The sequence below is a fragment of the Blautia sp. OF03-13 genome, from assembly GCF_003460685.1.
Classification (GTDB): Bacteria; Bacillota; Clostridia; order Lachnospirales; family Lachnospiraceae; genus Fusicatenibacter; species Fusicatenibacter saccharivorans.
Map to the genome: position 1 here is coordinate 76,484 of NZ_QTVR01000003.1, position 23,577 is coordinate 100,060.

Annotated in this window: 12 protein-coding genes, 1 pseudogene and 1 other annotated feature; of the genes and pseudogenes, 12 read left to right on the forward strand and 1 reads right to left on the reverse strand. The window is 49.3% G+C overall.

Going from position 1 to position 23,577, the window contains the following annotated elements:
- Positions 1-22: 22 nt before the first annotated feature.
- Positions 23-1,738, reverse strand: a complete 1,716-nt coding sequence (locus DXA55_RS02935; protein WP_158565018.1) for a sensor histidine kinase — start codon at positions 1,736-1,738, stop codon at positions 23-25.
- A gap of 298 nt (positions 1,739-2,036) precedes the next feature.
- Between DXA55_RS02935 and DXA55_RS02940 the strand changes: the two genes are divergently transcribed.
- The 12 genes and pseudogenes from DXA55_RS02940 to rpoC all read left to right on the forward strand — a co-directional run bounded on the left by DXA55_RS02940 (position 2,037) and on the right by rpoC (position 23,555).
- Positions 2,037-3,593, forward strand: coding sequence for a DUF5605 domain-containing protein (locus DXA55_RS02940; protein ID WP_117812999.1), 1,557 nt, complete (start codon positions 2,037-2,039; stop codon positions 3,591-3,593).
- Between the two features lie 415 nt (positions 3,594-4,008).
- Positions 4,009-4,153 (forward strand) — a sequence feature (ribosomal protein L10 leader region).
- A 37-nt stretch (positions 4,154-4,190) separates the two neighbouring features.
- Complete coding sequence (gene rplJ, locus DXA55_RS02945) at positions 4,191-4,700, forward strand: 50S ribosomal protein L10 (protein WP_055227784.1); 510 nt, start codon at positions 4,191-4,193, stop codon at positions 4,698-4,700.
- Between the two features lie 71 nt (positions 4,701-4,771).
- Positions 4,772-5,146: a 50S ribosomal protein L7/L12 gene (gene rplL / locus DXA55_RS02950; protein WP_022462823.1), complete on the forward strand. Its 375-nt coding sequence runs from the start codon at positions 4,772-4,774 to the stop codon at positions 5,144-5,146.
- Between the two features lie 269 nt (positions 5,147-5,415).
- Positions 5,416-5,898 carry a helix-turn-helix domain-containing protein gene (locus DXA55_RS02955; protein ID WP_055220827.1) on the forward strand — a complete coding sequence of 161 codons (483 nt, stop codon included), beginning with the start codon at positions 5,416-5,418 and terminating at the stop codon, positions 5,896-5,898.
- Positions 5,899-6,093: 195 nt separating this feature from the next.
- Complete coding sequence (locus DXA55_RS02960) at positions 6,094-7,446, forward strand: acyclic terpene utilization AtuA family protein (protein WP_117813000.1); 1,353 nt, start codon at positions 6,094-6,096, stop codon at positions 7,444-7,446.
- A gap of 4 nt (positions 7,447-7,450) precedes the next feature.
- Positions 7,451-7,750, forward strand: a complete 300-nt coding sequence (locus DXA55_RS02965) for an AtuA-related protein (protein WP_117510446.1) — start codon at positions 7,451-7,453, stop codon at positions 7,748-7,750.
- A gap of 4 nt (positions 7,751-7,754) precedes the next feature.
- Positions 7,755-9,449: a CocE/NonD family hydrolase gene (locus tag DXA55_RS02970; RefSeq protein ID WP_158565019.1), complete on the forward strand. Its 1,695-nt coding sequence runs from the start codon at positions 7,755-7,757 to the stop codon at positions 9,447-9,449.
- A gap of 149 nt (positions 9,450-9,598) precedes the next feature.
- Positions 9,599-11,272, forward strand: coding sequence for an alpha-glucosidase (locus DXA55_RS02975; protein ID WP_117813002.1), 1,674 nt, complete (start codon positions 9,599-9,601; stop codon positions 11,270-11,272).
- Between the two features lie 113 nt (positions 11,273-11,385).
- A complete protein-coding gene (locus tag DXA55_RS02980; protein WP_158565020.1) occupies positions 11,386-13,884 on the forward strand; it encodes a GH39 family glycosyl hydrolase in 2,499 nt (832 codons plus the stop codon).
- A gap of 165 nt (positions 13,885-14,049) precedes the next feature.
- Positions 14,050-15,600 carry a carboxylesterase/lipase family protein gene (locus tag DXA55_RS02985; protein ID WP_117813004.1) on the forward strand — a complete coding sequence of 517 codons (1,551 nt, stop codon included), beginning with the start codon at positions 14,050-14,052 and terminating at the stop codon, positions 15,598-15,600.
- A 352-nt stretch (positions 15,601-15,952) separates the two neighbouring features.
- Positions 15,953-19,791, forward strand: a pseudogene (gene rpoB / locus DXA55_RS02990) (DNA-directed RNA polymerase subunit beta).
- Between the two features lie 38 nt (positions 19,792-19,829).
- Positions 19,830-23,555, forward strand: coding sequence for a DNA-directed RNA polymerase subunit beta' (gene rpoC, locus DXA55_RS02995; protein ID WP_117813005.1), 3,726 nt, complete (start codon positions 19,830-19,832; stop codon positions 23,553-23,555).
- Positions 23,556-23,577: the final 22 nt, after the last annotated feature.

The following is a 23,577-nucleotide window of genomic DNA, read 5'->3' on the forward strand; positions in this document are numbered from 1 at the left end:
AACATATTTTTAGCTGTTCCGGTTATCCGTCGATGCGGAAAAAGGGAACGTAAGGAAAATCAATGGTAATCTGAGCGCCTGCGCCGGGGCGGTTGCCAAAAGCAAAAGCTGCGTCGGGAAAAATCTGGCGGAGGCGGAGCACCACGTTTGTGATGCCGATGTGTTCCTGCTCGGAGTTTACATAGGTATCAAGCTTTTGCAGCACGGCAAGTATATCCTCGGAAAAACCGCATCCGGTATCCCAGATACAGATATGAAGACGGGTGCACTGATTTTCTTCCTGCGCGGTGATATCGATATGCATGTCCAGCACTTTCCCCATAACGACCTCATATTTGATCGTGTTTTCCACAAAGTTCAGGAGCATCAGCGGCACAACCGTTGCATTGTGCAGCGATTCTTCGCAGGAAGGGAGCAGGCGCAGCGCGCCGGGATAGCGGATGGAGGAAAGCTCCACGTAGTTTTTTACAAGGTTTAGCTCTTCTAAAAGCGAGACGGTCTGGCCGGAGGAAAGCGTATAGCGCAGATGTACACTCAGGTTCTGAAGCATCTGCCGTGCCAGGTCCGCATGGTTATTTTCAGTCAGCTGATAAATGGTGTTCAGGCAGTTGATCATAAAATGCGGCGTGATCTGCTGCTTCAGGTAAAGCGCTTCCAGCTTCTGACGGGCGAGCTGTTTTTCGTAATTCGCGATTTTCAGATCATCGATCTCTTCGACCATATCGTTGAAAGCGGTCGTCATTTTCCGGAATTCGTCGAGCATAGCGTCATCCGGAATCCGCACCTTGAGATCACCGCCGCGGAGCTGTTCCAGCGCATGCGTCAGCATGTGAACCGGGTGAAGAACCCAGCGGTGCAGGGAAGCAGACAGGAGCAGCCAGATTACGAACAGACCGAGCGAAACGATCAGGGCGAGAAGATAAAAGCTGCTCTGATATTTGGTGTATTCCGAAGCCTTCAAAAGCAGGGTCAGCGACAACGGTGTTTCCTTCAGTTCATGTGAAACAGCCATCCAGGAGGTTCCATCAATGTCGTAGGAAGGATACCGCCGCCATTTCAAGCGGGGAGCCTCCATGCGGACATTGCTTGACGGGGTGCGCAGAAGAAGGGAGCCATCGGAAAAATACAGAAGGCTGTCCTGCGTTTTGGTATCGACCAGAGTGCCAAGGAGTGTATCCGTAGAAATGTACGCGCCGAGCAGATATCCGTTCAGGTTCAGGATACGGACAAGATAGTATTTCCCGTTGATTTCATTGAGGTTCCAAACAGAGAATGGATCCTCTGTATTGGCGATTTTACGGATATAGTTCCAGAGGAGCGGTGTAGGGTTGCTGGTCTGATCGTAGAGAACCAGGGCATCGGTGGCTTCCTGATAGCAGAAAAAGCCATCGACCGTGTAGTTCGGCGTTGCGCTTTCAAAGCTTTTTTTGATCCGATTCAACGTGACATACCAGCCGGTTGTCTGTGGTTCCGCTGCGCGAAGCGAAAGAAGATCGGCATCATTTAAGGCGAAAACATAGAGATAGGTTTCCGTGCGGGAAAGATTTTCATCCAGGCTTTTCTGGTACAGAACCAGTGTATTTTCCGAGTTCTCATGGATTCGATCCAGCATCAGACCAAAAGCGGCTGTGTTATTGTACACGACAAGAGCACAAAAAAGGACGATCATGACTGCAAGCAGAACAAAAATGCGAAAACCAAGTGAGTGTATGGAAATTTTGGAAAACCGTTTTTTCAAAGAAACATCTCCTCTCCGGTACATATTAGGGTCATGCTGAATTTTGAGCCGGATAAAAAGAAAAGGCCGGAACTGTTCAGCAAAAGCTCCGGCAGACTCTATTGGGAAGTTTACAATAAAAGTGAAAAAACGTCAATAAATACAGGGAAAAAAGAAACGGATACCGGCAAAAGTAATAAAAAAACAACTGAATTATTGTTTAAAAATTAAATTTAAATAGATTGACTATTTAAGATAGATTTAGTAAAATTAAATTATCGAAATACGAAACGATACTTATTTTAGAAAGGTGGAACGTATGTTACAGTCTTATACCGAATATGTAAAACGATATGGAATTGCAGAACTGGTTTTCCGGGGACCGTCCGAGGGAAATCCGTTTGCGGAGCAGTGGGTGAAAGGAACGATGGCAGGTCAGGCAGAGGAAAAGCATGCCGAGGGCTTTTATGACGGAAACGGCGTATACAAGCTTCGCTTTATGCCATCCTGCGAAGGAACGTATGAGATTACCGCAGTAACAAGCTGGGGCGATGAGGCAAAGGTGACGGTGGAGGTCAGCGCAGCCGATGAAAACTGCCACGGTCCGGTCCGGGTAGCAAACACCTATCATTTTGCTTACGATGACGGAAAGGAATACTACCCGTGCGGTACGACCTGTTATGTGTGGGAGCTGCAGAGTAAGGAGACACAGGAGAAAACGTATGAGAGTCTTGCGTCCTCTCCGTTTAACAAGATCCGTTTCTGCGTTTTTCCGAAGCACTATGTCTACAATTTAAAAGAGCCGGCACAGTATCCGTTTGAAATTCGTGAAAATTCTCCGTGGTCTCCGTCTGACTTTGAGACAGAGAAGCTGGAAAAAGCGCCGCGCAATATGTTCGGCGGCATTGATGCCATGATTGAAAACCCGGATGAAGTATGGGATTACACCCGCCCGAATCCTTCTTATTTTGAGCATATTGAAAACACGATCGCACGCCTTGGCACCATGGGAATCCAGGCAGATCTGATTTTGTTCCATCCGTACGACCGCTGGGGCTATTCCCGCATGAATCTGGAGCAGCAGAACTTTTATTTAAGATACGTTGTCAACCGTTTCAGCGCATACCACAATGTCTGGTGGGCTATGGCAAATGAATTTGACCTGTTCCGCTGGAAACCGGTATCCGAGTGGGAGTCCAATGCAGAAACCGTCTGCCGTCAGGATCCGTACCGCCATCTGCGCTCCATTCACAACTGTATGACCATGTACGATCATTCCAGGGGATGGATCACGCACTGCAGTCTGCAGAGAATCGATCTGTACCGTACCGCAGAGAATGTGGAAATCTGGCGCCCGCAGTATGGAAAACCGTGCGTACTCGATGAGATTGCATATGAAGGAAATCTTCCGTTCGGCTGGGGCAATATCAGCGGCGAGGAGATGACACGCCGGTTCTGGGAGGCATACACCAGAGGTGGATATGGCCAGCATGGAGAGACGTATGAAAATGAAAACGGTGTGATCTGGTGGTCACACGGCGGAGAGCTGAAGGGCGGAAGCCCGGCGCGAATCCAGTTCCTGCTGGATATTATGGAAGAAAACGGGGGCTATATGGAGCCGCTTCCGGCATTCTTTGATGAGACTTGCTGCACGAACGGCGCAAGCCATCCGAGAAAAGACTGTATCATGTACTATTTCGGAGCCAACCGCCCATGCCGTCGCCCGTTCCACATGCCGGAAGGCCAGGAGTTTGATGTGGAAGTCATCGACACCTGGAACATGACCATCACCCCGGCAGGCCGCCACAGCGGAGAATTCACGATCGACATGCCGTCAAGACCGTATATGGCTGTGCGACTGGTGAAAGTGAAATAAAAATGTGGGAGAGGAATCTTGAAATTCGGTTCTGCATATGATATAGTATATGTAGTTGATAAGAGAAATAAGTGACATGTGTTCACAAAGCGAACCCCCAGCAGCGGCAACTGCTGGGGGTTCTTCCCTATTTTACGGAAGGGCATCCGCCTGGGCTAATTGTCACCATGTTTTCCGTCTAGCCACTTGCAGATATAGTAGCTGATTACACCTGCTACAACGGAAACGATAAGAGAAATAAGTATAGACATGCGCTCACCCCCTTCCTGTTGCCAGTTTGGGAGGCGACAACAACGTAAGTATAACATGGTATAGGAAGAAACGGTTTGAAAAAATAGAACGCATATTTTGATGAAGTTGCACAAATATGAAAAAAGTCTATTTTGATCTTGACAACTCGCCTCACATATGCTATCATACCACCTGTATCACGCCGAAGACAGCAGGTGCCGCAAGGCGTAAGTTTCAAACGCCTGCCGAGGAGAAGTTACACAAGGTTCATGTTATGGAATTTTGAGATCTCTTCGCCAATCTTCGCGAAGAGCTTTTTTTATACTTCCAAAGCGTAGGTACGAAATACTACAAGGAGGTGCAATCATGGCAATCAATGCAAAAATCGATCTGAAGAAGCCGGTCCTGGAAGAGATCAGCGCACAGGTAGAAGGCGCACAGTGCGTGCTGCTGGTAAACTACAGCGGATTAACCGTTGCTCAGGATACTCAGCTGCGTAAAGAGTTAAGAGAAGCAGGCGTTCATTACAAAGTATACAAAAATACAATGATGAAACGTGCATTCGCTGGTACTGCTTTCGAGTCTCTTACCAAAGACCTGGATGGCACAAACGCTATCGCAATCAGCAAGGACGATGCAACAGCTCCGGCAAGAATCATCGCTAAATTTGCAAAAACCGCTCCGAAGCTGGAGATGGTTTCTGGTGTTGTAGAAGGAAACTACTACGACAAAGCTGGAATGGAAGCACTGGCAAACGTTCCGTCAAGAGAAGAACTTCTTGGCAAACTGCTTGGAAGCATCCAGTCCCCGATCGCAAACCTGGCTCGCGTCCTCAACCAGATCGCAGAGTCCAAAGGCGGCGCAGCAGAGGCCTAAGCCTCAAGCGGGCAGCGTGAAATACGCAGCCTGAGAACATTATTCAGAAAATATCCAAGGAGGAAAATAAAATGGCAAAGTTAACAACCGCAGAGTTTATTGACGCTATCAAAGAGTTATCTGTATTAGAGTTAAACGATCTTGTAAAAGCATGTGAGGAAGAGTTCGGCGTATCCGCAGCAGCAGGCGTTGTAGTTGCAGCAGCAGCAGGCGATGCAGCAGCAGCTGAGGAGAAAGACGAGTTCGACGTAGAGCTGACAGAGGTTGGCCCGAACAAAGTTAAAGTTATCAAAGTTGTACGTGAAGCTACAGGACTTGGCCTGAAAGAAGCTAAAGAAGTAGTTGACGGTGCTCCGAAAGTCCTCAAAGAGGGTGCTTCCAAAGCAGAAGCTGAAGAGCTCAAAACTAAACTTGAGGCTGAAGGCGCTAAAGTTACTCTTAAATAATTTAAGCGTAAATCAGAATCTATGGACGCACGGCGGGATTTCCTGCCGTGCGTTTTTTGAACTGAGTCCATACTTTGTGGCAATAAAGTTAAAAATTGCCGGAAGGTATGGTGATGCCATGTGGTATCAAAATGTAATTGCGACCGTGGAGATAAAATTGAGAATGTGATCTATTCATACAAGACATTTACGGAGGAGTATAAGGGCTAAATATCCTCATGACAGAAAGACTCCGAGAGTACAGAAAGAGAAAACGGGAGGAACGAAAAATGCAGGTACATTCCGTTCTGGAATCTTTACAGCAGGGAATCCTGATCTGCGATCAGCACAGCAGGATTGTGTTCTTCAATCAAGTCTACAGCGATTTCATCGGCGTTCCGCTTGAAACCGCGAAAGGTCATAAAATCACGGATTACCGCAAATCTGCCATTGCTCCGGAAGTCATTTGGAGCGGCATCCCGGTCGAGGGAATGGTGCGGAGAGAGGGAACGCAGGAATACTTTGCAAGTGTTTATCCGATCTGGGAAGAGCATCAGATCCGCGGAAGCATCTCAATTGTGACGAGTCTCGTACAGTTTGAAAAACGGGAATCAGAGGCTCACATGACGCTGGAAGAGCGGGTGCGCCGCTTTGAACGGCAGGAGATCCAAAATACGTTGTTGCTGTACGGACGGGATATGGAGGGGAAGCAAAAAGCGGCAAAGGAACTCGGAATTTCGCTGGCAACGTTATACAATAAAATCAAAGAATAAGACAGAAGGAGAATGAAATGCCGGAATTTCTGCAGCTTTGGGGCTTTGTGGTATTTTCTGTCTTTGCTGTAACAGAACTCACATAAAAGAGGGATCATGATTTCTAAAATTTTAGAAATTACGATCCCTTTTGTAGTATCTGCCCGGATATCGCATTACAATGATCTCAGATCAAAGAAAGCGAGGCCATAGAACATGAAAAAAATCAGAATCGGAAGCGGAGCAGGCTATGCGGGAGACCGCATTGAGCCGGCAGTGGAGCTGATGGAAAAAGGAAATCTGGACTACATTATTTTCGAGTGTCTGGCGGAACGCACCGTTGCGATCGGGCAGCAGGACAAAGAGAAAGATCCGTCGAAGGGATACAACCAGCTACTCGACTACCGAATGGAAAAAATTCTCCCGCTGATGGCGAAAAACAAAGTAAAAGTTATTACCAATATGGGAGCTGCCAACCCGGTATCTGCTGCAGAACGGACGTGTGAAATTGCCAGAAAACTGGGTGTCAGTGGATTGAAGATTGCCTGTGTGACCGGCGATGATATTACAGACGAACTGGATAAGTATGAAAATGAAAAAGTGCTGGAGGATGGCACGCTGTTAAAAAAGAAAAAAGATGTTCTGATTTCTGCGAACGTCTATATGGGTGCGGAGGGCATCACAAAAGCGTTGGAAGAGGGTGCCAATCTTGTCATTACCGGTCGCGTTTCCGATCCTGCACTGACGATCGGACCGCTGGTATATGAGTTCGGATGGAACATTGACGACAACCCGGATCAGATGGGACAGGCGGTTCTGGCAGGCCATCTGCTGGAGTGTGCCGGACAGGTGACAGGCGGCTATTTTGCGGATCCGGGCTACAAGGATGTGCCGGATCTGTGGAAACTTGGATTCCCGCTCATTGAGATCGACGAGACAGGCGCATTTACCGTGACAAAAGTCGAGGGAAGTGGCGGACTGGTGAGTGTGGATACCTGTAAAGAGCAGATGATCTACGAAATCCACAACCCCAAGGCTTACCTGACCCCGGATGCAACAGCGGACTTTTCAAAGGTGACGTTCCGGCAGATCGGGGAAAACCAGGTTCGCGCCGAGCATGCGACAACGCATGGAAGACCGGAAACTTTGAAAGTGAGTGTCGGCTACAAGGACTGCTTCATCGGTGAGGGTGAAATTTCCTACGGCGGAAGCAACTGTATGGCACGGGCGGAGCTGGCGGCGGAGATTCTGGAGAAGCGGATTGAACTGACAGACATCGAGCTGGAAGAGTACCGTACTGATTTTATCGGATGCAATTCCCTGTATCGTGATGCAATTTCCAAGGAGATCGGAAGTGGAACTCCGTGTGAAGTGCGTCTCCGCGCCGCAGGCAGAACGAAAGACCGGAAAAATGCCGTTCTGCTGGCAAACGAGGTGGAGGCTCTCTATACCAACGGTCCCGCAGGAGGCGGCGGAGCAGTGAAACGGGTGTCCGAGATTGTCTCGGTCTGCTCAATTTTTGTGCCGCGCGATGCAGTAGAAGCAAAAGTTACATTCCGGGAGGTATAAGGCGATGAAATTAAAAGAGATTGCACATGCAAGAACAGGCGATAAAGGCGAGATCTCCAATATTTCGGTGATCCCATATGATGAGAACAATTATGAAATGCTGAAAGAAAAAGTAACAGAAGCACGCGTAGCAGAATACTTCCGCGAAATCTGTCACGGAAAAGTAACCCGCTACGAACTGAACGGAATCCATGCGCTGAACTTTGTCCTCGACAAGACACTCGGCGGCGGTGTCACAAGATCGCTGGCGCTGGACAAACATGGAAAGACACTCGGTATGGCACTGCTGGAAATGGAGGTTTAGGGCAATGGCAGAAGATTTTATGGCGGCTGCGGTAAAACGCGTAGAAGCACAATTTGCGAAAAGCGGCGTTTCCGAAAGCTGTGCAGCATTTGAAAGAAAAGACAGCCAGATCGAGATGCGCGATGGTGTGAAGCTGCATACAATCTATTATTTTCCAAGGGAAGGCGGATCAGGAGAAAACAAGAAATATCCCGTCATCCTGACTCGTACCTGCTATCCGGGCAACGACCGTATTCACCGTGCCTACGGCGAGGGACTGGCGCGCAGGGGTTATGTGTATGTCTACCAGTATTGCCGCGGCAGAGAGCAGTCGGAAGGAAAATGGGAGCCAAACATTAATGAGCGGAACGATGGCATTGACACCATGGATTACCTTGTGGAGCAGCCATGGTGCGAAATCTTAGGCTACTGGGGCCATTCCTACACAAGCATGACCGGCTGGGCGTTCGCTGATGCCGCGGAGGGGAAAGTTGCCGCAATGTTTCTGGAGGACTATGGAACGGATCGTTTTGTATCAGCCTACGAGAAGGGCTGCTTCCGCCACGATATCCTGACCGCATGGTCGATGGAAAATGCGGAAAAACCAGTGAATGCTGACTATCGCGAAAGCTGCCGTTATCTGCCGCAGATTGAAGTGGACGAGGCGCTGTGGGGACAGCGTGTTCCGTCCTACCGCGAATACATCACAAGCCTGAGCCCGGATGCGGAACTCTGGCAGACGGGCTGGTGGAAACAGTTGCGGGAAATTCCATCAAAAACGAAGGTTCCGATTTATCTTTTAAGCGGCTGGTACGATCATCACCACGGCAGCAGTATGAAAACGTGGGAGCGGCTGAACGAGGAAACAAAACAGCACAGCTGGCTCGAAATCGGCGCCTGGAACCACTTTTTCCAGATCTGCCTCGAGGGCAAAGAGGTGCTGCACCCGCAGAATGAAGAAATTCCAAAGATGCTGGAATGGTTTGAGCTGACGCTGAAACAAAAAGAAATCCCGACGCAGCGGATCCGTGCCTATGAAATCGGAGCGGACCGGTGGATTGACATCGTATCCGACCGACTGGGAGAAGAAGGAACTGCGGGAAACATGACGCTGTATCTGGATGAAAAAGCATTGCGGGCAGACGCGCCGGAACGGGAAAAAACGAGAAACTACACGTTTGACCCGGCCACTCCGGTCGAGAGTATCGGCGGAGAAGCCCTTCTGCATACGATGCCGCAGATCGGCAGCCATCTTCAGCCGGAACCGGACTATCGTGAGGATGTCCTGAGTTTTGTATCAGAACCGCTGGAAGAAACTTTCACGCTGAACGGAAAAGCTTCCGTCCGTCTGTTTGTGGAAAGTGACTGCGAGGATACGGCATTTACCGCTAAAATCATGGAGGTAACGCCGGAAGGAAAAGCGTACAACATTCGTTCCTCGATTGCAACATTGGAGCAGGGAAAAACGGAGGCCGGAGCCTATGAACCGGGCAGCGTGGCAGAGGTACAGATTACTATGTGGAATATTGTATACACGATTCCAAAGGGTTCCCGCATTCGTGTAGATGTTTCCTCCTCCGACTTCCCACAGTATCATGTTCACAGCAATCAGAAAGGGCTGTGGTCGGAAAAAACGGAAAATAAAATTGCCCACCAGACCATTCATATGGGCAGAAAAGCTGCTTCCTGCGTGATTTTGCCGCTGATGAAAAAACAGTGAGCCGTAACGGTAAAGCGAACATAGGAAAAAACAAAAAGAAAAAAAGTAGCACAATCCATTCTTTTGTGATATAGTGAAAACACTATAGGTTTTGCGGTAAACCTAAAGAGCAGTCCGCATCACGAAAACAAAAGAACAGGAGAAGAGTAATGGAGAAAAAGTGGTGGCACAAAACGGTCGGATATCAGATTTACCCGAAGAGTTTTCAGGATACCAACGGGGACGGCATCGGAGATCTGAAAGGCGTGATCCGTCATCTTGACAAAATAGAAAAGCTGGGAGCCAATGTCATCTGGCTCTGCCCGGTGTTTGCATCCCCGATGGTAGATAACGGATACGATATTTCCGATTACATGGATATCGACCCGTCGTTTGGAACGATGGAGGACATGAAGGAGCTGATCGCGGAGGCAAAAAAGCGCGGCATCCGCATCCTGATGGATCTCGTCGTGAATCATTCCTCTGACCGGCATGCGTGGTTTCAGGCGGCACTCAAAGATCCGTTTGGAAAGTACGGAAAGTATTATGTGTTCCGGGAAGGAAAAGACGGCAAAGAGCCGAACAACTGGCGGTCGATTTTCGGCGGCAGCGCATGGGAGAAAGTACCGGGATATGATAATCTGTATTACCTCCACATCTTCACAAAAGAGCAGCCGGATCTCAATTGGGAGAATCCCAAATTGCGGGAAGAAATTTATGAGATGATTTTAAAATGGATGGATCTGGGACTTGGCGGATTCCGTCTTGATGCGATCAGCCATCTGAAAAAGAATTATCAGTACACCAACCTTCCGCCGGATGGACCGGACGAGTACAATATGGCGTTCGAGTATTTCAACAATGTAGACGGTCTTGCCGATATCTTGTGTGAAATGAAGGAGCGCACCTTTGCACCGACCGATGCGCTGACGATCGGAGAGTACGATCACATGGGACCGGAGGATGTGGAGGATGTGATTGGGGAAAACGGCAGTTTCTCGTCCGTTTTCGATTTTTGTCACACCCTCGACAATGTGCGTAACCCGAAATGGGGCAATACCGTGGCGCTGTTTGACGATTATCGCGATCAGCTTTTTGCGGCACAGAAAATCGTGGATGGCCGCGGCATGCTCTGTAATTTCCTTGAAAATCATGACAAACCGCGCAGCATCGACCGGTTCCTGATGCCGGAGGATCAGAACCTCTACAGCGAAAAAATGCTTCCGGTCACTAATTTCTTCCTGCCGGGTATTGTGTTCCTGTATCAGGGACAGGAAATCGGCATGCGCGACGACCCGAAACAGTCCATTCAGGGATTCGTCGATAAACCGACCTTTGCTATTTACGACCGCCTGATTGCTGAAGGAAAAACGGATGCGGAAGCGCTCGAGCAGATCAACCGCGAGAGCCGCGAGCACAGCAGAACTCCGATGCAGTGGGATGCATCTGCTGAGGCGGGATTCACAACAGGTACGCCGTGGTTCCCGGTGAATAAAAACTATACGGAACTGAACTATGAGGCCGAGGAAAAAGATCCTGATTCCCTGCTGTGGTTTTACCGCAAAATGGTGGCAGTAAGACGACGTGAAGATCTGGAAGAAACCTTCCTCTACGGAACGCTGATTCCGGAATACGAGACGGTAAGCGGCGTTCTGGCGTACCGCAGGAAGGATGAGAAGAATAATATTCTGATCCTTACTACTTCTCTTGCGGATGGCATTACATTGCCATTTACAGATACAATCGAAGAAGTACTTCTGAATAACTATGACACCTGCGAGGCAGGCGAGGAAACGATCCGTCTGCAGCCGTATCAGTGTCTGGTGCTGAAGGTGAAGGAATAATTGCAAAAACTAAAACAAAAACCGAAAAATCGGTCCCACAAAAGGAGAAGATCTTTTTGCGGGACCTTTTTTGTGGTACAATACAACAAAAAAAATCTATCATGAGGTGTGAAATGGAAAGAGACAACAGAGACGAAGACATGATGCTGAAAGGAACAAAACAGGAAATGCCGGGATTCTATTTTCGGCTACTCCGGTCGGAGGAGAAACGGGAACTGTGGAATCCGGATTTTGAACTTTTATTTCTGCTTCGTGGGACGGGAAGAGTCAGCTACGAGGACGGAGAAGTTCACAGTCTCCCGGTGGGATCTGTCTTTGCGATCAACCGGTTTCAGATCTGTGACCTGGATCTGGACGAAGACGGACTTGCTCTGTCGCTCTGCGTTTCAGCGGAGACGATTGATTCATTTCACATTAAGCTGCTGAAATGTGAAGTCAAATGTCAGTCGTTTTTTTATATGGAAGATCAGCAGGAAAAATTTGATTTGATCCGGCGGGATATGGCACGGATCTTTCTTGAGATGTACAAGAATAATGAGGAACAACCGATCTATATGAAAAGCCGTGTGACGGCGCTTCTGGAGGATCTGCTTTTTTACTTTACATCCGGGGAAAAGGTGGAACAGGGCCGGGGCGGAAGGGAACGCATTCAGCGGGCATCAGACTATATTCTGCAGCATTGCCGGGAAGAGATTACGCTGGAGGATCTGGCGGATCATCTTTATCTGAGCCGTGCCTATATTTCACGGAGCTTTCCGCAGTATTTCGGTGTATCATTTCGGGAGTACGTGACGCAGGTGCGCCTGGCGCATGCCGTACAGGAAATGCACAGCGGCGCAACGCTGACGGAGATTGCCTATCACAATGGATTTGTCAATGAGACGGCGATGATCCGCGCATTCCGCAAATACCGCGGTATGACACCGAGCGAATACCGGAAGCAGATGGAATATACAGTAAAACAGCGTGAAAAGAAAGGAAAAGAGCGGGAAGAGGCGGCGGGAGACCATGATATTTTCCAGAGTCTCCTGCAGTATGCAGCGGTCACGGAGCAGGAGATTGAGACGATAAATGAGAGTGCCGTTTCCGTGACAGCGGCAGTAAACGGACGGAAACCAAGAGTGGCAGGCCACTGGAAGCGCGTGATCAATGCTGGCTATGCGGCAAGTGTGCTGAACCGCGAGGTGCAGGATGAGCTGGAACAGCTGGTGCAGGAGCTCGGCTATGAGCTGATCCGCGTAAAAGGAATTCTTGATGATGATATGTGCGTACTTCGGCGGAATATGTGGGGCGAGATTCAGTTCTGCTGGAACTATATTGATGAGGTGATCGATTTCATCCTTTCCACGGGAGCGAAGCCGTTGCTGGAATTCGGCCATATGCCGTTGCTGCTGGCAAAAACAGACCCGGGAAGAACGATGCGTCCGGCGCTAAGCAGCTCTCCGCGAGATCTGGCTGAGTGGCGCATGCTGATCAAAAACCTGATGGAACATCTAAGGGAACGGTATGGAATCAACCAGATGCGGCGCTGGATTTTCAACCCGTGGATCAGCGGAGACGTGATCACGATTGATGGAGGAGATGAGTTCTTTGAGACGTGGAAAGCATCGTACGAGGAGATGAAACGTGTGAGCCCGGATCTTGTAACATGTCTTTCCTTTGGTCTTGGACCGGAGGAACATCTCAAAGCCTTTATCGAAACTATGAAGGAAAAGGAATGTGTGCCGGAAATTTTTGCATTCCGCTCGTTTGGCACGGTGATCTATGGAGAGGAAGAGGAGAAAATGAATCTGATCCAGAACAACGAGAGCGTCAATATGATTGTGAGCCGCGACCCGGATTTTCTGCGGAACCGCGGGGAGAAGGTAAAAGGTCTGCTGCAGAAGGCTGGGCTTGGTGCACTGCCGGTTCTGGTGGATGAGTGCAGCAGCAACATCTGGCAGAGGGATCTGTGCAACGATACCTGTTATAAAGCGGCATGGCTGTTTAAAAATCTTCTGGAAAATGAAGAGGCGCTGCAGGGAATTGCGTATTTCTCGGTCAATGACCGTTTGGATGAAGTATTTCCGGCGCGGGAAACGTATCATGGAGGTTTTGGGCTGTTCACGATGAACGGCATTCCAAAGGCGGTCTGCACTGCGCTGCGGCTGCTCGGCAGAATGGGATCTCGTCTGGTGAAGCGTGGGGACGGCTATTTTATCAGCACGGAGCCGGAGAAAAACCAAAGCCAGATTTACCTGTACAACTATGTTCACTACGATATGCTGTACCGCTACCGCCATGCCGTGAATATTTCCCGCACGGACCGTTACCGCGTATTCAATATGGGGGAAATCCGGACCTTTTCAGTGAAACTGACCGGACTGGAACCGGGAAAATATTGCCTGCGGCTGTATAAAGTGACAAAAGAGCACGGCAGCAGCTACGATGCGTGGGTGCGGATGGGAGCTCCGGAGCGGATGAACCGGATGGAGCGCGCGATGCTGTGCCACAGTGCGGACCCGGAATACCGTGTCTGGGAGCAGGAAACCGACCCGGAAGGCAGCCTCACGGTGCAGGAACGCCTGGAGCCGCACGAGACGGCGCTGATTGAGGTGGAGCAGATTCTGTAAAATCTTCAAAAAATTGCACTCGCGGTGGGAGAATACAGAGAAAGAGTGGAAAAAAAGCAACAATATAAGAAGATCTTGCGACAATTCGAGTAGAAAAGGACGAAAATATTGTTTATACTGAAAACAACATAAATGCTAAATTCTACAGAAAAGAGGTATTTCAAAATGGGGAAAATATTTGATTACGATGGCGTGCCGGTGCTGCATACCACATCCGGCGATTTAAAAGGTTATTTTTATGACGGTGTTTACATTTACAAAGGAATTCCGTATGCATACGCAGACCGTTTCCAGATGCCGGTTCCGTCCAAATGGGATGGCGTGAAGGATGCGACAAACTACGGCTTTGTATGCCCGCTTCAGAACCAAGATACACCGAACGGCGAGCTTATGGTTCCGCACCGCTACTGGCCGCAGGATGAGCACTGCCAGTCTTTAAATATCTGGACAAACAAACTCGATCCGGAAGCAAAAAAGCCGGTACTCGTATGGTTCCACGGCGGCGGATATGCAGCAGGATCTTCCATTGAGCAGGTTGCGTATGACGGCGTCAGCATCGCAAAGAAAGGTGATTCGATTCTTGTTTCCGTCAATCACAGACTGAATATTTTAGGATATCTGGATCTGTCTCCATTTGGGGAAAAATACAAAAACTCCGCAAACGCAGGCCACGCCGATATGGTGGCAGCCCTGCAGTGGGTACATGACAATATTGCCCTGTTCGGCGGCGATCCGGAGAATGTAACCATTTTCGGCCAGTCCGGCGGCGGAATGAAGGTGATTGACCTGATGCAGATTCCATCAGCAGACGGCCTGTTCCAGAAAGGCCTTGTCATGAGCGGTGTGATGGAAGGGGATCCGCTCGGCGCAGGAGAAAAAGATGGAACAGAGATTGTCACGGCAATGATGAAAGAGCTTGGCTTTGATGATGTGGCGCAGCTGGAAACCGTACCGTATCCGCAGCTTGCCGCAGCATATGCAAAGGTATCCCCGGCTATCGCACAGAATGGCGGCTACATCGGCGGCGGTCCGAAAAAGGGCGATTACTTCTGCGGAAATCCATTCGACGCAGGCTTCCGTGAGCATGCACATCAGATTCCGATGATGATCGGAACCGTATACGGCGAGTTCGCAACGTTTGCACCGGCAGCTTATGATAAGAACAAACTGACAGCGGAAGAGATTCTGGAAATCCTCAAAAAGGTTTATGGAGACAATGCCGAAAAGGTTCTGGACGCTTTCAAAGAAGCATATCCGGAGAAGAACGGTGTAGATGTTCTTGCGATCGACCGCGCAATGCGTGAGCCTACCGTAAAACTTGCCAAACTGTTCGCAAAAGGCGGCGGCAAAGCATATCTCTACAACTTCGCCCTGGAATTCCCGTTCCAGAACGGCAAACCGGCATGGCACTGCTCCGACATCCCGTATTTCTTCGGCAATAGCGATCTCGTAGAAATCTGCGGAATCCCGGATGTCAGTGATAAACTGGAAAGCGAAATCTTTGGCGCCCTGCTCGCCTTTGCAAAGAACGGAACCCCGGATCACGAGGGACTCCCGCACTGGCCGGAAACAGAAGCAGAGGATGCGGATACCATGGTATTTGATAAAAAGACCGAAGTAAAACACAACTACGACGATAAAGTCTTTGCAGAGATCAACAAAGTTCTGAAGCCGTGGAGCTTTATGGAACTGATGTCTGATAACATTCAGCATTAAAAGAAACGGTTCAATGCGGCATAAGCGGAATCTGGATCGGATTGCGAATATCCGCTTTGACAAATAAAATAAAAAAGCCGCCTGTTTGATTTGACAAATAAAATCAAACAGGCGGCTTTTTTCTGAAAATTCAGTGTTTTCAATCACATCTAAAGTACTATTCTAACAGGGTCCTGGCGGAAAAACCAGTAAAAAACAGATTGTACTGAAAAAAATACAATCTGTTTTGTTGACACACTTGAAAAAACATGATAATCTAGAAAATGCACTATTATGGCAAGATATGCCTAAAACCTTTTGTTCAGGCATGAGCGGTAATAAATATATTATAACACAAGGGGTGACAACGTCAATGGAGAAAAACAGAATACGTCCGATACCTACCGGAAAAAGTATGCGAATGAGTTACCAGAGACAAAAAGAAGTATTGGAAATGCCCAACTTGATTGAAGTCCAGAAGGATTCCTATGACTGGTTCCTGAGAAGCGGACTCAAGGAAGTCTTTGATGACATTTCACCAATCTCCGACTACGGCGGACGGCTGAGCCTTGAATTCGTAGACTTTACACTGTGTGAAGATGACGTAAAATACTCAATCGAAGAGTGTAAACAGCGTGACGCTACTTATGCGGCACCGTTAAAGGTAAAAGTAAGATTATATAATAAGGAAAAAGACGAGATCACAGAGCACGAAATTTTCATGGGTGATCTGCCGTTGATGACAGCAACAGGAACATTCGTTATCAATGGTGCAGAGCGAGTAATCGTCAGCCAGCTGGTACGTTCCCCTGGTATTTATTACGGCATCGCACATGATAAGCTCGGAAAGAGACTGTTCTCCTGTACCGTAATCCCGAACCGTGGAGCATGGCTGGAGTACGAGACCGATTCCAACGACGTCTTCTATGTCCGCGTAGACCGTACCAGAAAAGTTCCGATCACAGTCCTCATCCGTGCACTTGGAGTAAGCTCCAATGCAGAGATCGTAGAGCTGTTCGGTGAAGAGCCGAAGATTCTTGCAAGCTTCACCAAAGATACTTCCACCAACTATCAGGAAGGTCTTCTCGAGCTGTACAAGAAAATTCGTCCGGGCGAGCCTCTCGCAGTAGAAAATGCAGAGAGCCTCATCATGAGCATGTTCTTTGACCCGCGTCGCTATGACCTGGCAAAGGTAGGCCGTTATAAATTCAACAAGAAACTTGCGCTGCGCAGCCGTATCCGCAACCAGATCCTCGCTGAGGATGTTGTAGATCCGTCCACCGGTGAAATCCTTGCAGAAAAAGGCACCACTGTTACTCTGGAACTCGCAGACAAGATTCAGAACGCAGCAGTACCGTATGTATGGATCCAGACCGAGGAGAGAAACGTAAAAGTTCTTTCCAACTTAATGGTAGATCTGAAAGCATGGGTAGATGTTGACGAGGAAGAGCTTGGCATCAACGAGAAAGTATACTATCCGGTTCTGGAAAAGATCCTGGAGGAGAATACCGATATCGAAGAGATCAAACAGGCGATCAAACGTGACATCCACGACCTGATTCCGAAACATATCACAAAGGAAGATATTTTCGCTTCCATCAACTACAACATGCATCTGGAATACGGCGCAGGAAATGCCGATGATATCGACCACCTGGCAACCGTAGAATCCGTGCCGTAGGTGAGCTGCTTCAGAACCAGTACCGCATCGGTCTGTCCCGTATGGAGCGTGTGGTACGTGAGCGTATGACAACACAGGACATCGACGGAATTTCTCCGCAGTCCCTGATCAATATCAAACCGGTTACAGCTGCAATCAAAGAGTTCTTCGGATCTTCCCAGCTGTCCCAGTTCATGGATCAGAACAACCCGCTTGGAGAGCTGACGCACAAGAGACGTCTTTCCGCCCTTGGACCTGGCGGTCTGTCCCGTGACCGTGCCGGATTCGAGGTTCGAGACGTTCACTACTCCCATTACGGAAGAATGTGCCCGATCGAGACTCCTGAGGGACCGAACATCGGTCTTATCAACTCTCTGGCATCGTATGCGCGCATCAACGAGTATGGCTTCGTTGAGGCTCCATACAGAAGAATTGACAAATCAGATCCGAAAAATCCGCGTGTTACAGACGAAGTAGTCTACATGACCGCAGATGAAGAGGATAATTACCATGTAGCACAGGCAAATGAGCCGCTGGATGCAGAAGGACACTTCATCAACAAGAACGTTTCCGGACGTTATCTGGATGAGACCCAGTCCTACGAGCCGCACATGTTTGATTACATGGACGTGTCTCCGAAGATGGTATTCTCCGTTGCTACGGCGCTGATCCCGTTCCTTCAGAACGACGATGCGAACCGTGCGCTGATGGGATCCAACATGCAGCGTCAGGCCGTACCGCTGATGATCACCGATGCTCCTGTAGTAGGAACCGGTATCGAAGCAAAAGCAGCCGTAGACTCCGGTGTCTGCGTCGTTGCAAAGAAAGCAGGAACCATTTCCTACTCCTGCTCCAACGAGATCCGCATGAACAATGATGACGGAACAAAAGATGTTTACCATCTGACCAAATTCATGCGAAGCAACCAGAGCAACTGCTACAACCAGAAACCGATCGTATTTAAAGGTGACCATGTAGAGGCCGGCGAAGTAATCGCAGACGGTCCGTCTACTTACCAGGGCGAGCTTGCACTTGGTAAAAACCCGCTGATCGGATTTATGACCTGGGAAGGATATAACTACGAGGACGCCGTTCTTCTTAGCGAGCGTCTGGTACAGGATGATGTTTACACTTCCATCCACATCGAGGAGTACGAGGCAGAGGCCCGTGACACCAAGCTTGGACCGGAAGAGATCACAAAAGACGTTCCGGGCGTCGGCGATGAAGCCTTAAAAGACCTGGACGAGCGTGGAATCATCCGCATCGGTGCAGAGGTACGTGCCGGTGATATTCTGGTCGGAAAAGTAACTCCGAAGGGAGAAACCGAGCTGACCGCAGAGGAGCGTCTGCTCCGTGCCATCTTTGGCGAGAAAGCAAGAGAAGTACGTGATACTTCCCTGAAAGTACCGCACGGTGAGTATGGTATCATCGTGGACGCCAAAGTATTTACCCGTGAAAACGGCGACGAACTTTCTCCTGGAGTAAACCAGGCAGTCCGCATCTACATCGCACAGAAGAGAAAAATCTCTGTCGGCGATAAGATGGCTGGTCGTCACGGAAACAAGGGTGTCGTTTCCCGTGTACTTCCTGTAGAGGATATGCCGTTCCTGCCGAACGGACGTCCGCTGGACATCGTGCTGAACCCTCTGGGTGTGCCGTCCCGTATGAACATCGGACAGGTGCTGGAGATCCACCTGAGCCTTGCAGCAGCAGCGCTTGGATTTAACGTATCCACCCCGATTTTCGACGGCGCAAACGAGAAAGATATTCAGGATACCCTGGAACTGGCAAACGATTATGTAAACATGGAATGGGATGCATTCTCCGAGAAATATAAAGATATTCTGCTTCCGGAAGTATATCAGTATCTGGAAGAGCATCTGGATCACAGAGAACTGTGGAAGGGTGTTGATATCGCAAGAGACGGTAAGGTACAGCTCCGCGACGGACGTACCGGTGAGCCGTTCGATGGAAGAACGACAATCGGACACATGCATTACCTGAAACTGCATCACCTGGTAGACGATAAGATCCATGCACGTTCTACCGGCCCATACTCCCTCGTTACACAGCAGCCTCTGGGTGGTAAAGCTCAGTTCGGTGGACAGCGTTTCGGAGAGATGGAGGTTTGGGCTCTTGAGGCGTACGGTGCATCCTACACGCTGCAGGAGATCCTGACTGTGAAGTCTGACGATGTGGTTGGCCGTGTGAAGACATACGAAGCCATCATCAAGGGCGACAATATTCCGGAGCCTGGTATTCCGGAATCCTTCAAAGTATTGTTGAAAGAGCTGCAGTCCCTGGCACTCGATGTCCGCGTACTGCGTGATGACAATACCGAAGTTAAAATTATGGAATCAGTTGATTACGGTGATACCAATCTGAACCACATCATCGAGGGAGACCGTTACTCTGACAGAGAGGACGAGAGATTTGGTGACTATGGATTCTCCAAGAAAGAGTTTGACGGAGAAGAAATGGTAGATGTGGAAGAGGATGAAGAAGAAGACTCTTATCTTGATCTGGATGAAAGTTCAGATGATGACATGTAACTTGTAGATCTTCGCTTTGCGAGGAAAGGGGTAATCAAATGCCAGAAACAGCAAAAAAAGAAAATTACCAGATGAGCTTTGATGCCATCAAAATAGGACTTGCCTCCCCGGAGAAAATCCGGGAGTGGTCCCATGGCGAGGTAAAAAAACCGGAGACCATCAACTACAGAACGCTGAAACCGGAAAAAGACGGTCTGTTCTGTGAAAGAATCTTCGGACCAAGCAAAGACTGGGAGTGCCATTGCGGTAAATATAAGAAAATTCGCTACAAAGGCGTAATCTGCGACCGATGCGGCGTAGAAGTAACAAAATCCAGTGTGCGCCGTGAGCGTATGGGACACATTGAGCTGGCAGCTCCGGTATCCCACATCTGGTATTTCAAAGGAATTCCGTCCCGTATGGGACTGATCCTGGATCTGTCTCCGAGAACTCTGGAAAAGGTTCTGTATTTCGCAAACTACATCGTTCTTGATGCAGGCGATACCAAATTACAGTACAAACAGGTTCTGACCGAGAAAGAATACCAGGATGCCAGAGAGGAGTTCGGAAACAGCTTCCGTGCAGGTATGGGTGCGGAATCCATCAAAGAGCTTCTGATGGCAATCGATCTGGAAAAAGAGTCTGCTGAATTAAAGGCAGGTCTTAAAGATTCTACCGGACAGAAGAGAGCCCGCATCATCAAGAGACTTGAGGTTGTTGAGGCATTCCGTGAGTCCGGAAACCGTCCGGAGTGGATGATTCTTGATGCGGTTCCGGTTATTCCGCCGGATCTGCGTCCTATGGTACAGCTTGACGGAGGACGTTTTGCAACATCCGACCTGAATGACCTGTACCGCCGTATCATCAACCGTAACAACCGTCTGAAGAGACTGCTGGAGCTCGGTGCGCCGGATATCATCGTGCGCAACGAGAAACGTATGCTCCAGGAGGCAGTTGATGCCCTGATCGACAACGGCCGCCGCGGCCGCCCGGTAACCGGTCCTGGAAACCGTCCGCTGAAATCTCTGTCCGACATGCTGAAAGGTAAATCCGGCCGTTTCCGTCAGAACCTTCTTGGTAAACGTGTTGACTACTCCGGCCGTTCCGTTATCGTCGTAGGACCGGAACTGAAGATTTACCAGTGCGGTCTGCCGAAAGAAATGGCAATCGAGCTGTTCAAACCGTTCGTTATGAAAGAGCTGGTTTCCAACGGTACTGCACACAACATCAAAAACGCAAAGAAAATGGTCGAGAAACTCGAGCCGCAGGTATGGGACGTTCTCGAGGACGTCATCAAAGAGCATCCGGTTATGCTGAACCGTGCCCCTACGCTGCATCGTCTGGGTATCCAGGCGTTCGAGCCGATTCTGGTAGAAGGTAAAGCGATTAAGCTGCACCCGCTGGTTTGTACCGCATTCAACGCCGACTTCGACGGTGACCAGATGGCTGTCCATCTGCCGCTGTCCGTAGAAGCACAGGCAGAGTGCCGTTTCATGCTTCTTTCTCCGAACAACCTTCTGAAACCGTCCGATGGTGGTCCGGTAGCCGTTCCTTCACAGGATATGGTTCTTGGTATCTACTATCTGACACAGGAGCGTCCGGGCGAGAAGGGCGAAGGAAGCTTCTTCCGCGATATGAACGAAGCTATCCTGGCATACGAGAACGGATACATTACCCTGCAGACCAAGATTACCATCCGCTGCGAAAAAGAGATGGAAGATGGTACTGTAATGCAGCAGAACGTAAGCTCCACACTCGGAAGATTCCTCTTCAATGAGATTCTGCCGCAGGATCTGGGATACGTAGACCGTACGGTTCCGGGTAACGAGCTTGCGCTTGAGGTTGATTTCCTCGTTGCAAAGAAACAGCTGAAACAGATTCTGGAAAAAGTTATCAATACACACGGAGCTACCAAAACCGCAGAGGTTCTGGACTATATCAAGGCAACCGGATATAAATACTCCACCCGTGCAGCCATGACCGTATCCATTTCCGATATGACCGTGCCGCCGCAGAAGCCGGAGATGCTCGCCGAAGCACAGGCAACGGTAGACAGGATTACAAGAAACTTCAAACGTGGTCTGATTACAGACGAAGAGCGTTACAAAGAGGTTGTAGATACCTGGAAGAAGACCGACGATGCGCTTACAAAAGCACTGCTCGACGGACTGGATAAATACAATAACATCTTCATGATGGCTGACTCCGGAGCCCGTGGTTCCGATAAGCAGATCAAACAGCTGGCCGGTATGCGAGGACTGATGGCCGATACAACCGGACACACCATCGAGCTGCCGATCAAGTCAAACTTCCGTGAAGGTCTTCAGGTACTGGAATACTTCATGTCTGCACACGGAGCACGAAAAGGTATGTCCGATACCGCGCTTCGTACCGCCGACTCCGGTTACCTGACCCGTCGTCTGGTAGACGTTTCTCAGGACCTGATCATCCGTGAAATCGACTGTGCCGAGGGCAAGGACGAAATTCCGGGTATGTGGGTCAGCGAGTTCACAGACGGAAAAGAGCAGATCGAGAGTCTGCAGGATCGTATCACAGGCCGTTTCTCCTGCGAGACGATCAAAGACAAAGACGGCAACGTCATTGTAAAAGCAAACCATATGATCACCCCGAAACGTGCTGCCCGTGTCATCAAAGACGGCATCAACGAGAACGGTGAGCATTATACAAAAGTAAAAATCCGTACCATTCTTACCTGCCGTTCCGGTAACGGAATCTGCGCAAAATGCTATGGCGCCAACATGGCAACCGGCGAAGCAGTACAGGTTGGTGAGTCTGTTGGAATCATCGCAGCACAGTCAATTGGTGAGCCTGGTACACAGCTGACCATGCGTACCTTCCATACCGGTGGTGTTGCCGGTGGAGATATCACACAGGGTCTTCCTCGTGTCGAGGAGCTTTTCGAGGCAAGAAAGCCGAAAGGACTTGCTATCATCACCGAGATCCCTGGTGTTGCACAGATCAAAGACACCAAGAAAAAACGCGAAATCGTGGTTACCAATCCGGACGATGGCGTATCCAAGACATACCTGATCCCTTACGGATCCCGTATCAAGATCGCTGACGGAACGGTTCTGGAAGCTGGAGACGAGCTGACCGAAGGTTCTGTAAACCCGCACGATATCCTGAAGATCAAAGGCGTACGTGCCGTTCAGGATTACATGCTCCGCGAGGTACAGCGAGTTTACCGTCTGCAGGGTGTAGAAATCAACGATAAGCACATCGAGGTTATCGTTCGCCAGATGCTGAAGAAGATCCGCATCGAGGAAAACGGAGATACCGAATTCCTTCCGGGCGACATGGTAGACTTCCTGGAGTATGATGAGACCAACAAAGCGCTGATCGCAGAAGGCAAAGAGCCGGCAGAAGGAAAACAGGTTCTGCTTGGTATTACCAAAGCATCCCTGGCATCCGATTCCTTCCTGTCTGCAGCATCCTTCCAGGAGACCACCAAGGTTCTGACCGATGCCGCTATCAAAGGTAAGGTTGACCACCTTGTGGGCTTAAAAGAGAACGTTATCATCGGTAAACCGATTCCGGCTGGTACTGGTATGAAGTGCTACAGCAACATTCATCTGAATACCGACAGCATGATCGAGGAAGAAGAGGACGAGGATCTGATTCTGACCGAAGATCTTGAGGACGATGCTCCGGCAGCTCCGATGGCAGAAGCTCCGGTTGAAGAACCGTCAGCTGAAGAGGAAAAGCCGATGCTCGACTTCGACTTTGAGGAAATGATTCCGTCAAAGGATGATACCGAGGAGTAAACCCTTCAAGGTTAAAAAATAA

What these genes read in the sequence shown, in the direction of transcription:
- DXA55_RS02940 (WP_117812999.1), top strand. Translation starts at nt 2,037, where the DNA reads ATGTTACAGTCTTATACCGAATATGTAAAACGATATGGAATTGCAGAA.
- rplJ (WP_055227784.1), top strand. Translation starts at nt 4,191, where the DNA reads ATGGCAATCAATGCAAAAATCGATCTGAAGAAGCCGGTCCTGGAAGAG.
- rplL (WP_022462823.1), top strand. Translation starts at nt 4,772, where the DNA reads ATGGCAAAGTTAACAACCGCAGAGTTTATTGACGCTATCAAAGAGTTA.
- DXA55_RS02955 (WP_055220827.1), top strand. Translation starts at nt 5,416, where the DNA reads ATGCAGGTACATTCCGTTCTGGAATCTTTACAGCAGGGAATCCTGATC.
- DXA55_RS02960 (WP_117813000.1), top strand. Translation starts at nt 6,094, where the DNA reads ATGAAAAAAATCAGAATCGGAAGCGGAGCAGGCTATGCGGGAGACCGC.
- DXA55_RS02965 (WP_117510446.1), top strand. Translation starts at nt 7,451, where the DNA reads ATGAAATTAAAAGAGATTGCACATGCAAGAACAGGCGATAAAGGCGAG.
- DXA55_RS02970 (WP_158565019.1), top strand. Translation starts at nt 7,755, where the DNA reads ATGGCAGAAGATTTTATGGCGGCTGCGGTAAAACGCGTAGAAGCACAA.
- DXA55_RS02975 (WP_117813002.1), top strand. Translation starts at nt 9,599, where the DNA reads ATGGAGAAAAAGTGGTGGCACAAAACGGTCGGATATCAGATTTACCCG.
- DXA55_RS02980 (WP_158565020.1), top strand. Translation starts at nt 11,386, where the DNA reads ATGGAAAGAGACAACAGAGACGAAGACATGATGCTGAAAGGAACAAAA.
- DXA55_RS02985 (WP_117813004.1), top strand. Translation starts at nt 14,050, where the DNA reads ATGGGGAAAATATTTGATTACGATGGCGTGCCGGTGCTGCATACCACA.
- rpoC (WP_117813005.1), top strand. Translation starts at nt 19,830, where the DNA reads ATGCCAGAAACAGCAAAAAAAGAAAATTACCAGATGAGCTTTGATGCC.